The 13,469-nt window shown below is 67.8% G+C and carries 13 protein-coding genes; 6 read left to right on the top strand and 7 right to left on the bottom strand.

What is annotated here, in order from left to right:
* Positions 1 to 23: 23 nt before the first annotated feature.
* Positions 24 to 1,718, top strand: coding sequence for a thiamine pyrophosphate-binding protein (locus DK459_RS12320; protein ID WP_020925128.1), 1,695 nt, complete (start codon positions 24 to 26; stop codon positions 1,716 to 1,718).
* An 89-nt stretch (positions 1,719 to 1,807) separates the two neighbouring features.
* Here the strand turns inward: DK459_RS12320 and DK459_RS12325 are convergent, their stop codons facing one another.
* Positions 1,808 to 2,344, bottom strand: a complete 537-nt coding sequence (locus DK459_RS12325; protein WP_026382384.1) for a cysteine dioxygenase family protein — start codon at positions 2,342 to 2,344, stop codon at positions 1,808 to 1,810.
* Between the two features lie 165 nt (positions 2,345 to 2,509).
* Here DK459_RS12325 and DK459_RS12330 point away from each other — a divergent pair, with 165 nt between their 5' ends.
* From DK459_RS12330 to DK459_RS12340, 3 genes are all read left to right on the top strand, one after another.
* Complete coding sequence (locus tag DK459_RS12330) at positions 2,510 to 3,289, top strand: SDR family oxidoreductase (RefSeq protein ID WP_110134780.1); 780 nt, start codon at positions 2,510 to 2,512, stop codon at positions 3,287 to 3,289.
* A 90-nt stretch (positions 3,290 to 3,379) separates the two neighbouring features.
* The gene (locus DK459_RS12335) at positions 3,380 to 3,838 is read left to right on the top strand and encodes an Lrp/AsnC family transcriptional regulator (RefSeq protein WP_006388798.1); all 459 of its coding nucleotides are present in this window, start codon (positions 3,380 to 3,382) and stop codon (positions 3,836 to 3,838) included.
* A gap of 230 nt (positions 3,839 to 4,068) precedes the next feature.
* Positions 4,069 to 4,680: a gamma-glutamylcyclotransferase gene (locus tag DK459_RS12340; protein ID WP_006388799.1), complete on the top strand. Its 612-nt coding sequence runs from the start codon at positions 4,069 to 4,071 to the stop codon at positions 4,678 to 4,680.
* A gap of 37 nt (positions 4,681 to 4,717) precedes the next feature.
* Here DK459_RS12340 and pagP read toward each other — a convergent pair whose 3' ends face one another.
* The 4 genes from pagP to DK459_RS12360 form a co-directional block, all read right to left on the bottom strand.
* Positions 4,718 to 5,272 (bottom strand): lipid IV(A) palmitoyltransferase PagP, encoded by a 555-nt coding sequence (gene pagP, locus DK459_RS12345; protein ID WP_006388800.1) that lies wholly within the window; start codon positions 5,270 to 5,272, stop codon positions 4,718 to 4,720.
* 133 nt (positions 5,273 to 5,405) lie between these two features.
* Positions 5,406 to 6,878, bottom strand: coding sequence for a magnesium transporter (mgtE, locus tag DK459_RS12350; protein ID WP_006388801.1), 1,473 nt, complete (start codon positions 6,876 to 6,878; stop codon positions 5,406 to 5,408).
* 10 nt (positions 6,879 to 6,888) lie between these two features.
* Positions 6,889 to 7,299, bottom strand: coding sequence for an acyl-CoA thioesterase (locus DK459_RS12355; protein ID WP_006388802.1), 411 nt, complete (start codon positions 7,297 to 7,299; stop codon positions 6,889 to 6,891).
* A 103-nt stretch (positions 7,300 to 7,402) separates the two neighbouring features.
* Positions 7,403 to 8,494, bottom strand: a complete 1,092-nt coding sequence (locus tag DK459_RS12360; RefSeq protein WP_024067755.1) for a YeiH family protein — start codon at positions 8,492 to 8,494, stop codon at positions 7,403 to 7,405.
* A gap of 139 nt (positions 8,495 to 8,633) precedes the next feature.
* Here DK459_RS12360 and DK459_RS12365 point away from each other — a divergent pair, with 139 nt between their 5' ends.
* Positions 8,634 to 9,530, top strand: a complete 897-nt coding sequence (locus DK459_RS12365) for a LysR family transcriptional regulator (RefSeq protein WP_058666121.1) — start codon at positions 8,634 to 8,636, stop codon at positions 9,528 to 9,530.
* Between the two features lie 53 nt (positions 9,531 to 9,583).
* Here the strand turns inward: DK459_RS12365 and DK459_RS12370 are convergent, their stop codons facing one another.
* Positions 9,584 to 10,780 carry a M20 aminoacylase family protein gene (locus tag DK459_RS12370; protein ID WP_006388805.1) on the bottom strand — a complete coding sequence of 399 codons (1,197 nt, stop codon included), beginning with the start codon at positions 10,778 to 10,780 and terminating at the stop codon, positions 9,584 to 9,586.
* Positions 10,781 to 10,856: 76 nt separating this feature from the next.
* Between DK459_RS12370 and DK459_RS12375 the strand changes: the two genes are divergently transcribed.
* On the top strand, positions 10,857 to 12,557 hold the full coding sequence (locus tag DK459_RS12375; protein ID WP_054499952.1) for an AMP-binding protein: 1,701 nt from the start codon (positions 10,857 to 10,859) through the stop codon (positions 12,555 to 12,557).
* 19 nt (positions 12,558 to 12,576) lie between these two features.
* Here the strand turns inward: DK459_RS12375 and DK459_RS12380 are convergent, their stop codons facing one another.
* A complete protein-coding gene (locus DK459_RS12380) occupies positions 12,577 to 13,452 on the bottom strand; it encodes an inositol monophosphatase family protein (protein WP_054499951.1) in 876 nt (291 codons plus the stop codon).
* Positions 13,453 to 13,469 lie beyond the last annotated feature (17 nt).

The raw sequence follows: 13,469 nt of genomic DNA on the forward strand, positions 1-13,469 counted from the left end.
TCCGCGCATCGCGTGGAGAAGACATGGATACATTGACCGGCGCCGAAGCAATGGTGCGGATGCTGCAACACAACGGCGTCAAACATATTTTCGGCCTGTGCGGCGATACCAGCCTGCCGTTCTACGACGCGCTCTACCGGCTCGATCACGGCATGCAGCACATTCTGACCCGCGACGAACGCAGCGCCGGCTACATGGCCGACGCCTACGCTCGCGTGACCGGCAAGGTCGGCGTGTGCGAAGGGCCGAGCGGCGGCGGCGCGACCTATCTGCTGCCGGGGCTGGTGGAGGCCAACGAGTCGTCCATTCCTGTGCTGGGCATTACGTCCGATGTGGCGGTGGGCTCGCGCGGCAAGTACCCGCTGACCGAGCTGGACCAGGAGGCGTTGTACCGGCCGCTGACCAAATGGAACCGCACCATCGATCGCGCCGATCAGATTCCCGGCATGGTGCGCGCCGCGTTCCGCGCCATGACCACCGGCAAGCCCGGCTCGGCGCACCTGTGCTTTCCCTATGACGTGATGAAGCAGCAGGTCGATGCCGCCGACGTCTGGGCCCAACCGGAACACGCGCAATTCCCGTCGCTGCGCTACGCGCCGGATCCGGCGGACGTGGCGCGCGCGGCGCAGCGCCTGGTGGGCGCGCGTTCGCCTGTCATCATCTGCGGCGGCGGCGTGGTGATCGCCGGCGCCAGCGGCGCGCTGCAGGAACTGGCCGAGAGCCTGAAGGCGGCGGTGTGCGTGACCGTCAGCGGCCAGGGCAGCCTGGCCGACACGCATCCGCTGAATGCGGGCGTGGTGGGGTCGAACGGAGGCGTGATGGCCACGCGCGACGTGGTGGCCGCCGCCGACGTGGTGCTGTTCGTCGGTTGCCGCGCGGGTTCGACCTCGACCGAGCACTGGCGCTTCCCGAACCGCGACGTGCCGATCCTGCACATCGATATCGACCCGATGGTGATCGGCGCCAACTACCTGACCGAGGTCGGCATGGTGGGCGATGCCAGGCTGGCCTTGCAGGCGCTGGGCGCCGAGGTGCGCGAGCGCCTCGCGCACCGGCCATCCGACGCGGCCGATGGCGCGGTGCTGGCGGGTCGCGCCAAGGCCGCGCGGCGCGCGCAGCTGGAGCCGCTGGCGAGCAGCCTGGACGCGCCGATCCGTCCGGAACGCGTGGTGCAATCGCTCAATCGCCTGCTGCCCGACGACGCGGTGGTGTGCGCCGACCCCGGCACGCCATGCCCGTACTTCTCGGCCTACTACGATGTGTCGCGGCCCGGCCGCCATTTCATCACCAACCGCGCCCATGGCGCATTGGGGTTCTCGATGTCGGCGGCGCTGGGCGCCTGGGTCGGGCGGCCGAATGCCAAGTGCGTGTCGGTGATGGGCGACGGCAGCTTCGGCTTCACGGTCGGCGAGCTCGAGACCATCGTGCGCCACAAGGCGCCGCTGCTGATGGTGGTGTTTTCGAACTCGGTCTATGGCTGGATCAAGGCCAGCCAGAAGGCCGGCTACGACAAGCGCTATTACAGCGTGGACTTCGACCGCACCGACCACGCCCGCATCGCCGAGGCCTATGGCGTGAAGGCCTGGCGGGTCGAGGACCCGGCCAAGCTGGACGCGGCGATCAAGGCGGCCATGGAGCATGACGGCCCGGCGTTGATCGACGTGGTGGCGCAGCCGTTGCAGGATGCGGCGGCGCCGGTCAGCCAGTGGATGGGCTGAAGGCCAGGCAGGGAATGCGAAGCGGGGCCAGGGTTGGCCCCGCTTTTTTCATGGGCTCGATGCCGTGGGACGGGCGCCGTGGCGCGCGTTCAGTGGGGCGCCGGCGTGGGCACCAGATGGTTGACGCCGGTGCAGAGGTCGGCCTGGTCGACTCCGTAGATGTGCAGCGACACGGCGACGCCCGGGCCGGCGTTGCCGAGGCGGTGGATCTGATGCAGGCCCTGGGTGGCGGTGACGATGTCGCCCGGGCGGCGGCTGACCTGGCCGCAGGGCCGGGCCGCGCCCGCCGCCGGATCCCAGCGGTAATGGGTTTCGACCAGCTCGCCTTGCAGCACCTGGTAGGTGCACCAGGTCTTGTGGCCGTGCACCGGGCTGAATTGCCCCGGGCGCCAGATCAGGTAGGCGACGGTGAAGGCGCCATGCGGATCGGCATAGGCGATGTGGCGGGTGTAGTGCTCGGGCCGGCCGTCGCGCAGGTCTGGTGGCAGCGCGCGCAGCATGTCGCCCGCATTGGCGACGCTGGCGGCAAGCTCGCGCAGGAAGGCGCGCGCCGCGCTCATCTGGGCGGCCTGCACCGATTCACACAGCGTACGCAGGTCGGCGGTGGCGAGTGGAAGGTTGGGCATGGTGGCACGCCTGAAGGACAAGCCTTCATCTTAGGGATTCGGGTTGGAATGCCTTTGCCAAATTGGCCCGTGTCGAACCGATGTTTAGAAAAAAATTCCACCCCCGCGCGCCGCCCCGGCTCCTATACTGGTTCGCTTCTTGGTACCACTCTGGAGGGGGTTGGCATGGATCTCGGGATCAGCGGCAAGACGGCACTGGTATTCGGCGGCAGCCGCGGCATGGGCCGCGCCTGCGCCCTGCAATTGGCGCGCGAGGGCGTGGCGGTGACGATCGCCGCCCGCAATCCGCAGACGCTGGAGCAGGCGGCGGCCGAGATCTCGCGCGTGGCGGGCATCGGCGTGGGCTGGGTCGCGGCCGACCTGACCCGTCCCGAAGGGCGCGATGCCGCGTTGGCCGCCTGCCCGCGTCCGGACATCCTGGTGAACAACGCCGACGGTCCCATGCCGGGCGATTTCCGCGATTGGTCGCACGACGACTGGATCGCGGCGCTGGACGCGATGATGCTGGGCCCGATCGACATGATCCGCCGCGTGGTCGACGGCATGATCGAGCGGCGCTTCGGCCGCATCGTCAACATCGTGTCGCGCAGCGTCAAGGCGCCGCATGCCGAACTGGGGCTGTCCAATGGCGCGCGGGCGGGGCTGATCGGCTTTGTCAGCGGCCTGGCGCGGCAGACCGTCAGGCACAACGTCACCATCAACAACTTGTTGCCCGGCGCCTTCGCCACCGATGCGCAGGCTCGCCACATCCGCGGCATGCTGGAAGAGGGCGGCAAGACCTTCGAGCAGCTGTGGGACGAGCGCGGCCGCGCCAGCCCGGCCGGCCGCTATGGCCAGCCCGAGGAGCTGGGCGCGCTGTGCGCCTACGTCTGTTCGGCGCAGGCCGGCTACATGACAGCGCAGAACATCCTGCTCGATGGCGGCGGCTACCCGGGCACGTACTGACGCCGCGCCAAGGGCCGCCTAGGGTGTTCCTCGGGTGGACGGCGCGCAGGCGCCAAGGCAAGATGCGCCGATACCGCTTGAGGAGCCTCCATGGACCAGACCGACATCAAGATCCTGGCGTTGTTGCAGAAGGATGCCACCTGTTCGGTCGCCGAAATCGCCGAGCAGGTCAACCTGTCCGTCACGCCGTGCTGGCGCCGCATCCAGAAACTCAAGGACGACGGGGTCATTGCGCGCAATGCGATCCTGCTGGATCCCCGCGCGCTGGGCCTGAACCTGACCGTGTTCGTGTCCATCAAGACCAGCCAGCACAACGAGAAGTGGACCCAGAGCCTGATCAACGCGGTCATGGCGCTGCCCAACGTGGTCGAATTCCATCGCATGGCCGGGGATATCGATTACCTGCTCAAGGTGGTGGTCGAGGACATGGCGGCCTATGACCGCTTCTACCGCCGCCTGATCGCCGCCGTGGACCTGCTGGACGTGAGCGCCAGCTTTTCCATGGAAGTGATCAAGAGCACCACCGAGCTGCCGCTGGACGCGCTCTGACCGGCTGCCGGCCCGCGGGCGGCGTGTCCCCGCGCCGCGGCGCCGCGCGGGCCCGTGGCGGCGGCCTGGCGCCCGGACGCAATTTTTTTCTCCGGCGCGCGGCCGCCGCGAATACAAATTTCTTTCCGCGTGTTGCAGGCGCCCCATCTCGCAATTCTTTTGCGCGGCAGGCGGCGTAGCATATCCATCGTTCCCGCCATGGGAATGAACCCGGGATATCAGAGGACCCTATGTCGTTGGCAGTACCCGCCGGCTGCGCCGGACTGGCGAAGACGCTACCCGCGTCGGTGGAAGATCTTTTGGTTGGATGGAATGGCACCGACGACCTGTGGGTGTTCGCCTATGGTTCCCTGATCTGGCATCCCGGCTTCGCGTGGCGCGAACGCCGCCTGGCCACCGTGCGTGGCTACCATCGTTCGCTCTGCCTGTGGTCGCACGACCATCGCGGCTCGCCCGACAATCCCGGCCTGGTGTTCGGGCTGGACCGCGGCGGCTGCTGCCGCGGCGTGGCCTTCCAGATCGCGGCCTGCGATGTCCCCACGGTGTTCGCGGCGCTGTGGCGCCGCGAGATGGTGACCGGCGCCTACACGCCGCGCTGGCTGACCTGCCATACCGACCAGGCGCCAGTGCGCGGGCTGGTGTTCCTGCTCAATCGCGCCTGCCAGGAATACGCCGCCGACCTCACCGATGACCGCCTGCTGGCGTCGGTGCGCAATGCGGTGGGACATTCGGGTCCGTGCCTGGACTACGTGGTGGAGACCGAGAAGGCGCTGCGCGCCCACGGCATCGACGATTGGCGCCTGGGCGAGCTGGTGCGCCGCCTGGGCATGCAGCCCTGCTGAACGCGCGGGCTGCCGCCGGCGCGGCGGTGCCTGGCCGTCAGAAGGACCAGCGGCCGAACATGAACAGCACGTTGCCGGCGCCACGCGAGCCGGGGATGTAGGTGGCGTACAGCATGGTGTCCTTGTAGCCGGCCGAGACCAGTGGCAGCACGCCGGGGAACGGCACGTAGCTCATGATGTCGTGGCGTGCCGTCAGGAACACGGTGTAGCCGGCGCCGAGCCGGAAATTCTCGCTGACCCGTCCGATCTTCAGGAAGCCGTAGCCGGCGATCGGTTCGACCTTGCTGTGCGAATCCAGGAACGCCATGGCGTACAGGCCCTGCCAGTCGCCGTCTTCGTCGTAGATGCTGCGTCCGTAGCCGCCGCCCCACGCCAGTTCGTTGAAGCTGTTGATCTTGTCGCGGCTGTACATGGCGCGGTTGTGCCAGGCGTAGCCGCTGAAATAGAGGTCATTGCCGCCTTCCGTCCAGATCTGGTCCAGGCGGTTGCAGGCGGATTGGGCCCACGAGGGCAGGTTTTCGCAGGCATGCGCGGCGGCGCTGAAGGTCGAGAGCAGCAGGCAAAAAAGCACTGCCCGGAGTCTGGCGGTCATTGCGGAAACACGAAAGATGATGACAACCCCGTTACTGTAACGGAGCGCCTGTCATCTTTACTGTCACGCAGCTGTCAAATGCGGGCCTGGGACATGCCGTGAAACAATCACGTGCAGGTCCGTTGTGGACGCGCTACAGCAGGAAAATGGTGGCCAGTCCCAGGAATATGAAAAAGCCCAGCGAGTCCGTGGCGAAGGTCAACAGCACCGACGAACCCATGGCGGGATCCTTGCCGAAGCGGGCCCGCACCATCGGCACCAGCACGCCGACCGAGGCGCCCACCAGCATGTTGCAGACCATGGCGGCCATCATCACCAGCGCGATCGAGATCGAGTGCGAGATCGCCCAGGCGAACAAGGCCGCCACCAGGCTGCCGCACAGGCCCACCATCAGGGTCACGAACAGTTCGCGCTTGACCAATTGCCACAGGTTGCGGCCGGTGATGCGGCCCATGGCCAGGGCGCGGATGATCAGCGTCATGGTCTGGTTGCCCGAATTGCCGCCGATGCCGGCGACGATGGACATCAGGAACGCCAGGATCACGATCTGGCTGACCGTGCCCTCGAATTGCGAGGCCACGAACGAGGCCGTGGCGGCGGTACAGAGGTTGAACAGCAGCCAGGGCGCGCGGTTGCGCAGCGCCGTGCTGACCGGAGCGAAGATGTCCTCTTCCTGCAGGCCGGCGCGCGACAGCGCCTGTTCCTGGGAGTCTTCGCGCATCACGTCGACCACGTCGGCGATGGTGACGCGGCCGATCAGGCGGCCCTGGTCGTCCATCACGGGGGCCGAAACCAGGTCGTAGCGCTCGAATGCGCCGGCGGCGTCGGCGTCGGAGTCGAGCGGGTTGAGCGTCAGGAAGTCCGAGTTCATGACCGCGCGCACTTCGGTCTCGGGTTCGCTGACCAGCAGGCGCGACAGCGGCAGGATGCCCTGCAGCTTGTCCTGGCGGTCGACCACGAAGATCTGGTCGGTGTGGTCAGGCAGTTCGTGCAGGCGGCGCAGGTAGCGCAGCACCACTTCGAGCGTGACATCCTCGCGCACCCGGACCATTTCGAAGTCCATGATGGCGCCGACGCTGTCTTCCGGATAGCCCATGGCTTCCAGCAACTGGGCCCGTTCTTCCTCGGTCAGGCCCTTCTGCACCTCGGCCACCACGTCCGGCGGCAGGTCGGGCGCCAGGTCGGCCAGCTCGTCGGCATCCATGTTGCCGGTGGCGGCCACCAGGTCCTGGCGGTCCATCGCTTCGATCAGCGATTCACGGACCCAGTCCTCGACCTCGAGCAGCACGTCGGCGTCGTGCTCGGGGCTCACCAGCTTCCAGATGGACTGGCGTTCGTCCTTGGGCAGCGACTCAAGGATGAACGCGATATCCGCGGGATGCAGGCCGTCCAGCAGGGTCTTGAGTTCCGCCTCGTGCTGGCGGTGCACCAGGTCCTCGACCAGGTTGGCCTTGGCGTCGCCTTCTTCCTGGCGATGCACCAGGTCGGCGACCAATTGCTGGCGGCGCAGGCGTTCCTGGACTTCGGCCAGGGCGTGCTGCGCGTCTTCCGGGTCGAGGCGGCGGGGCGTCGCGGGCGGTTTCTGCGCGGCGGCGGACTGCGTCATGCGTTACGACTCAAAGAATGGGAAGAGGGCGGCTGCGCCGCGCTTCGTCGGTGGCGACGTAGGTCAGCGTGGCCTCGGTGACCTTGACGACTTCGGCGTCCAGGCGCTGGCGTTCCGCGTAGACCTCGACCGACACGGTGATGGAGGTCTTGCCGGTCTTGACGATGGACGCGTAGAAACTGAGCAGGTCGCCCACGAACACGGGCTGCTTGAACTGGAAGGCGTTGACGGCGACGGTGGCCACGCGGCCCGCCGCGCGGCGGGCGGCGGGGATGGACCCGGCGATGTCGACCTGGGACATGATCCAGCCGCCGAAAACGTCCCCGTGGATGTTGGCATCCGCCGGCATCGGCATGACGCGCAATACGGCGTCGCGATTGGCGGGCAAGGTCGTGAAGGGAGTTTTGGTGCTGGAGGTCATGCGGCCGGCTCCAATGCAAGGCAACCAGCCGATTATGCAGGAAAAACGGGGCGCCGGCGCGGGCCGGCGCCCCGCCGAGGCGCTTTATCGAAGCCGGCGCGGATCAGGACGCAAGCTTGACGATGCCGTAGCCGCCGACCAGCAGCCAGGCGTACAGGATCAGGCCCAGCGCCATCACGCGCGGACCGGCCTTGCGGATGTTGGCGAAGCGGGTCTCGATGCCCAGCGCCGTCATGGCCATGGTCAGGGCGAAGACGTCCAGGCGGCGGATGGCGGCGACGACGTCGGCCGGGATGATGTTGAGCGAGTTGACGATGGCCAGGACCAGGAAGCCGACCGCGAACCAGGGGATCGGCAGCTTGGCGCCCTTGGCGTTGCCGCCGGCGTGGCTGGCGGCGCTGCGCAGGTACAGGCCGAGGATCAGCAGCACCGGCACCAGCAGGGCGACGCGGGTCATCTTGACGATGGTGGCCACTTCCGTGGTGGCGGGGTCGATGTTGCTGGCCGCGCCGACCACCTGCGCCACTTCGTGGATGGTGCCGCCGATGTAGATGCCCAGCGCCTGGGTGTCGAAAGGCAGCCAGCCCGCGTGGTAAAGCACCGGATACAGGAACATCGACAGCGTGCCGAACAGCACCACGGTGGCCACCGCCACGGCGCTCTTGTGCGGCTGCGCGCGCAGGGTCGGCTCGAAGGCCAGCACGGCGGCCGCGCCGCAGATGGCGCTGCCGGCGGCGGTCAGCATGGCGGTGTCGCGGTCCAGTCCCAGCATGCGCTGGCCGACCCAGGTGCCCAGCAGCAGCGTGCCCACCACCACCGCCACCGACACCGCCAGGCCGGGCAGGCCGACGGCGGCGATCTGCTGGATGCTGATGTTCAGGCCGTAGAAGGCCACCGCGATGCGCAGCAGGCGGCGCGCGGTGAAGTTGACGCCCACGCCCCAGTCGACCGGCATGGTGCCGCGCAGGAAGTTGCCGTACAGCATGCCGCAGACGATGCCGACCACCAGCGGCGAAAAGCCCAGCTGGCGGATGGCGGGGAAGTCCGCCAGCTGCATGACCGCGGCCGACATGAGGCCGACGAACAGGACGCCGTTGAGCTTGTCGCGCCAGGGCGTGGCGGTGGCGGCCGACGCGCCGGGAGTTGCGGCAGGCGCGGCGGCGGGTGGCGGGGCGGTCGTGGTGGCGGTGCTCATGGCGGGCCTTTCTGCATATCTAAATAACTAGGCGAAATATTAATTTCGGCGCTGTTATTTGGAAAATTTTTATTTTTGATATGAAATATCAAGAATTCTGATATCAATGCCGCCATGGCCGCCGGCTCGCCAGGAACTCATGACTCCCGATCAATTGCTCACCTTCGCCACCGTGGCCGACGCCGGCAATATCAGCCGCGCCGCCCAGCAGCTGCATCTGTCGCAGCCGGCGGTTTCGGGCCAGTTGCGGGCCTTGCAGGAATGGTTCGGCGAACCGCTGTATCGCCGCAGCGGCCACGGCATCGCCTTGACCGAGGCAGGCGAGCGCCTGGCCGAGCAGGCGCGCCAGCTGCGCCAGGTGTACCGCCAGGCGCAGGCCGTGCGCGAATCGTGGCGCGGCCTGGAAACCGGCGTGCTGCGGTTGGGGGCCAGTACCACGCCGGCCAGCTACCTGCTGCCAGGCCTGGTGGCCGATTTCCGCCATGCCTTTCCGGCCGTCAGCCTGCACCTGTCCGATGGCAATACCCGGGAAATCGTCGAACGCCTGCCGGCGCTGGACCTGGCCTTCATCGAAGGCGACGTGCCCGCGGGCCTGCCGGCCGAGACCGCCGTGCATGCCTGGCGGCAGGACGAGGTGGTGGCCATCGTGCGCGCCGACCATGCCCTGGCGGGCAAGGGCGCGGTCACGCTGCGGGATCTGGCGGCTTCGCCGCTGGTGATGCGCGAACCCGGTTCGGGCGTGCGGCGGCTGGTCGAGCGCGCTTTCACCGATGCCGGCCTGGCGCCCTCGGTCGGCTTGGAGCTGGCCGGGGTGGAAGGCGTGAAGCAGGCCGTGCGCGCCGGCCTCGGCGTGGGGTTCGTGTCGGCCATGTCGATGCGGCACGAGGATGGCGCGCTGGCGGCGCTGCGGCTGTTGCCGCGGCCATTGACGCGCACCTTGAGCATCCTGGTGCCGCATGCCGACGCGGCCGCGCGCGCCGCCCAGCGCTTCCTGGCGATGTGCCAGGCAGTGCGGGCGGGGCAGGGAGTCATCTAGCGCGGGGAAGCCGTTGCCTTCTTCGTGAGGCAGGCGCCTTTCCCGGCGCCGCGTCAGGCCTTGGCCAGGCGCTTGAGCGCCAGCTGTACCCAGTAGGTGCCGCCCAGCGGCAGCAGTTCGTCGTTGAAGTCATAGCTGCCGTTGTGCAGCATGCACGGGCCCAGGCCATGGCCGGCGGCGCGGTGATCGCCAACGCCGTTGCCGATCCAGACGTAGCAGCCCGGCAATTCCTGCAGCATGAAGGCGAAGTCCTCGGCGCCCATGGTGGGCTGCACGTGGTCGTTGACCTTGTCGTCGCCGACGATGTCGCGCATGACTTCGGCACAGAAAGCCGCTTCTTCCGGATGGTTGATGGTGGGCGGGTAGTTGCGCTGGAAGGTGAATTCCACTTCGCAGTCCATCGCCGCGCAGGTGTGGCGCGCGATCTCTTCCATACGGCGTTCGATCAGGTCCAGCACCTCCAGCGTGAAGGTGCGCACCGTGCCGCGCAGTTCGGCGTGGTTGGGCACCACGTTGTCGGCGCTGCCGGCGTGGATCTGCGTGATGCTCAGCACCGCCGCGTCGAGCGGGTTGCGGTTGCGCGTGATGATGGTCTGCAGCGATTGCGCCAGCTGCACCGCCGCCATGACCGGGTCGATGCCCAGGTTGGGCATGCCGGCGTGGGTGCCCTTGCCCTTGATGACGATGGAGAACTCGTTGCTGGAAGCCATGATGGGGCCGGCGGTCACGCCGAACTGGCCGGGCGCCATGCCGGGCCAGTTGTGCATGCCGAACACCGCTTCCATGGGGAAGCGCGTGAACAGGCCGTCGTCGATCATGCGCTTGGCGCCGCCGCCGCCTTCCTCGGCGGGTTGGAAGATGACGTAGACCGTGCCGGCGAAGTCGCGGTGCTGCGCCAGGTAGCGCGCGGCGGCCAGCAGCATGGCGGTGTGGCCGTCGTGGCCGCAGGCGTGCATCTTGCCGGCGTGCTTGCTGGCGTGGGCGAAGGTGTTGGCTTCCTGCATGGGCAGGGCGTCCATGTCGGCGCGCAGGCCGACGGCGCGCTCGCCGGGACGGTCGCCGCGGATGATGCCGACCACGCCGGTGCCGCCGAGGCCGCGATGGATTTCAATGCCCCATTCCTCGAGCTTGGCCGCCACCACGTCGGCGGTGCGGAATTCCTCGAACGCCAATTCGGGATGCGCGTGGATGTCGCGCCGGATCTGGGAGATATCGTCGCGCCAGGCAACGATGGGATCGAGCAGTTTCATGGGAAGAACCAGGCGGAATTTGGGAACGCAACAAGGTTATCATCATTCAAAAACCAATTTAATGGAGACAAACACCATGACTCGCCCGTGGCTTGCCCATTACCCGCAAGGGGTTCCCGCCGACATCTCCATCGACGGCTATGCATCGCTGACCGACCTGCTGGACCGGGCCTGCAAGCAGTACGCGGGACGCGTCGCCTGCACCGCCATGGGCAGCGACATCACCTATGCGCAGCTGGATGCGCACGCCCGCGGATTCGCAGGCTGGTTGCAGGGCCTGGGGCTGCCGAAGGGGTCGCGGGTCGCGCTGATGATGCCCAACGTGCCGGCCTACCTGGTGGCCCTGCTGGGCACCTTGCGCACCGGTCATGCGGTGGTCAACGTCAACCCGCTGTACACGGCCGACGAATTGCAGCGGCAGTTGCTCGACAGCGGCGCGGCGGTCATCGTCATTCTCGAGAATTTCGCCCACACGCTGCAGAGCGTGGCCGACCGCGGCCAGCTCAGGCACATCGTGGTGACCGGACCGGGCGATCTGCTGGGCGGGCTGAAGGCGCCGCTGGTGAACCTGGCGGCGCGCTACATCAAGAAGATGGTGCCGCCCTGGCGGATCGATGGCGCGCTGACGCTGCCGAAAGTGCTGGCCAAGGGAGCCGGCCTGCCGTTCACCGCGCCGACCATCTCGATGGACGACCTGGCGGTGCTGCAATATACCGGCGGCACCACCGGGGTGCCCAAGGGCGCCATGCTGACGCATCGCAACCTGACCGCCAACGTGAAGCAGATGGAGGCGGTGGCGGCGCCGGCGCTGCGCGACATGGCGGATCGGCAGATCACCGTGCTGAGCGCGCTGCCGCTTTACCACGTGTTCGCCATGACGGTCTGCGGCCTGTATGGCATGTACGCGGGCATGCGCAACGTGCTCATCATCAATCCGCGCGACCAGCCGTCGCTGATCAACGCCTGGCGCAACACGCCCATCAACGTGTTCCCCGGCGTCAATACGCTGTTCAACGCGCTGGTGCACAACGAGGATTTCGCCAGGCTGGATTTTTCGGGATTGCGCCTGGCGCTGGGGGGCGGCATGGCGGTGCAGCAGGCGGTGGCCGAACGCTGGCTGAAGATCACCGGGCGGCCCCTGATCGAAGGCTATGGCCTGTCGGAAACCTCGCCGGTGGCCACGGTCAATCCCTGCGATGCCACGGCGTATTCGGGTTCCATCGGCCTGCCGTTGCCGTCCACCTATGTCGCCATCCTGGACGATGCGGGCAACGAGGTGCCGCTGGGCGAGCGCGGCGAAGTCTGCATCCGCGGGCCGCAGGTCATGGCCGGCTACTGGCAGAAGCCCGAAGAGACCCGTCATGTCATGACGGCGGACGGCTATTTCCGCACCGGCGATATCGGCATCATGGACGACAAGGGCTACACGCGCATCGTCGATCGCAAGAAGGACATGATCACCGTGTCGGGCTTCAAGGTCTATCCGAACGAGGTGGAGGCGGCGGTGTCGCAGATGCCCGGCGTGCTCGAATGCGCGGCCATCGGCGTGCCGGACGAGCACTCGGGCGAGGCGGTCAAGGTGTTCGTGGTGAAGAAGGATCCCGCGCTGACCGAGGCCCAGGTGCAGCAGTGGTGCAAGGACAAGCTGACCGGCTACAAGCGGCCGCGCTTCGTGGAGTTCCGTGACGAGCTGCCCAAGAGCAATGTCGGCAAGATCCTGCGGCGCGAGTTGCGTCCGGATGCCGAAGCCGCTGCCGGACAGGGCCAGGCGGCTTGACCCTGTGGGCTGCCGGGCGTCAGTCCGGCGGGTCCAGGTGCGGGGCGATCATCGCGTGCAGGGCGCGTTCGATGTCAGGGTTGCCGGCCACGACGCGTCCGCCGATGGGCCAGGAATCCCGCTGGTGCATATCGCTGCAGGCGCCGCCCGCCTCGCGCACGATCAGGGTGCCGGCGGCCACGTCCCACGGCGCCAGGCCCATTTCCCAATAGCCGTCGTAGCGGCCGCAGGCGGTCCAGGCCAGGTCGAGCGCCGCCGCGCCCATGCGCCGCACGCCGCGGGCGCGGTTGATGGCGTCGTGCAGCATGGGCATGTACTGGCTGGCGAAGGAGAAATCGCGGAAAGGGAAGCCCGTGGCCAGCACCGAGTCTTCGATCGTGCGGGTGCGCGAGCAGCTGATGCGGCGGCCATTGAGCCAGGCGCCCAGGCCATACACCGCGGTGAAGAGTTCCTCGCGGCTGGGATCGTAGACCACGCCGGCCACCGGCATGTCCTGCGCCAGGCGTTCATTGGCCGAGATGGCGGTGCCGGCGTGCGCGATCAGGGCAATCGAGACCGCGTAGTGGGGAATGTCGTGCAGGAAGTTGGTGGTGCCGTCGAGCGGGTCGATGTACCAGGTGGCGGCGCCCTGCGCCTGGCCGCCGGTTTCCTCGGCGACGATGCCGAACCGGGGCGTGCGCGCCCGCAGTTCGTCGATGATGGCCGCCTCGGCCTCGCGATCGGCTTGCGAGACGAGATCGTTGCGCGCCTTGCGATCGATCACGAGGTCGGCGCGGTGGTGCGCGTAGGATTGCAGGATGGCCGCGCCGGCATGGGCCGCTGTGACCGCGGCGTCCAGTGCCGCGCACAGGTCGATGGGCGAGGTCAGCGAGCGGGGCGTGTCGTAGGTTTCCATGAAACCAGTGTAAGCCC

The sequence above is a fragment of the Achromobacter sp. RW408 genome, assembly GCF_003184165.1.
Taxonomy (GTDB): domain Bacteria; phylum Pseudomonadota; class Gammaproteobacteria; order Burkholderiales; family Burkholderiaceae_B; genus Achromobacter; species Achromobacter xylosoxidans.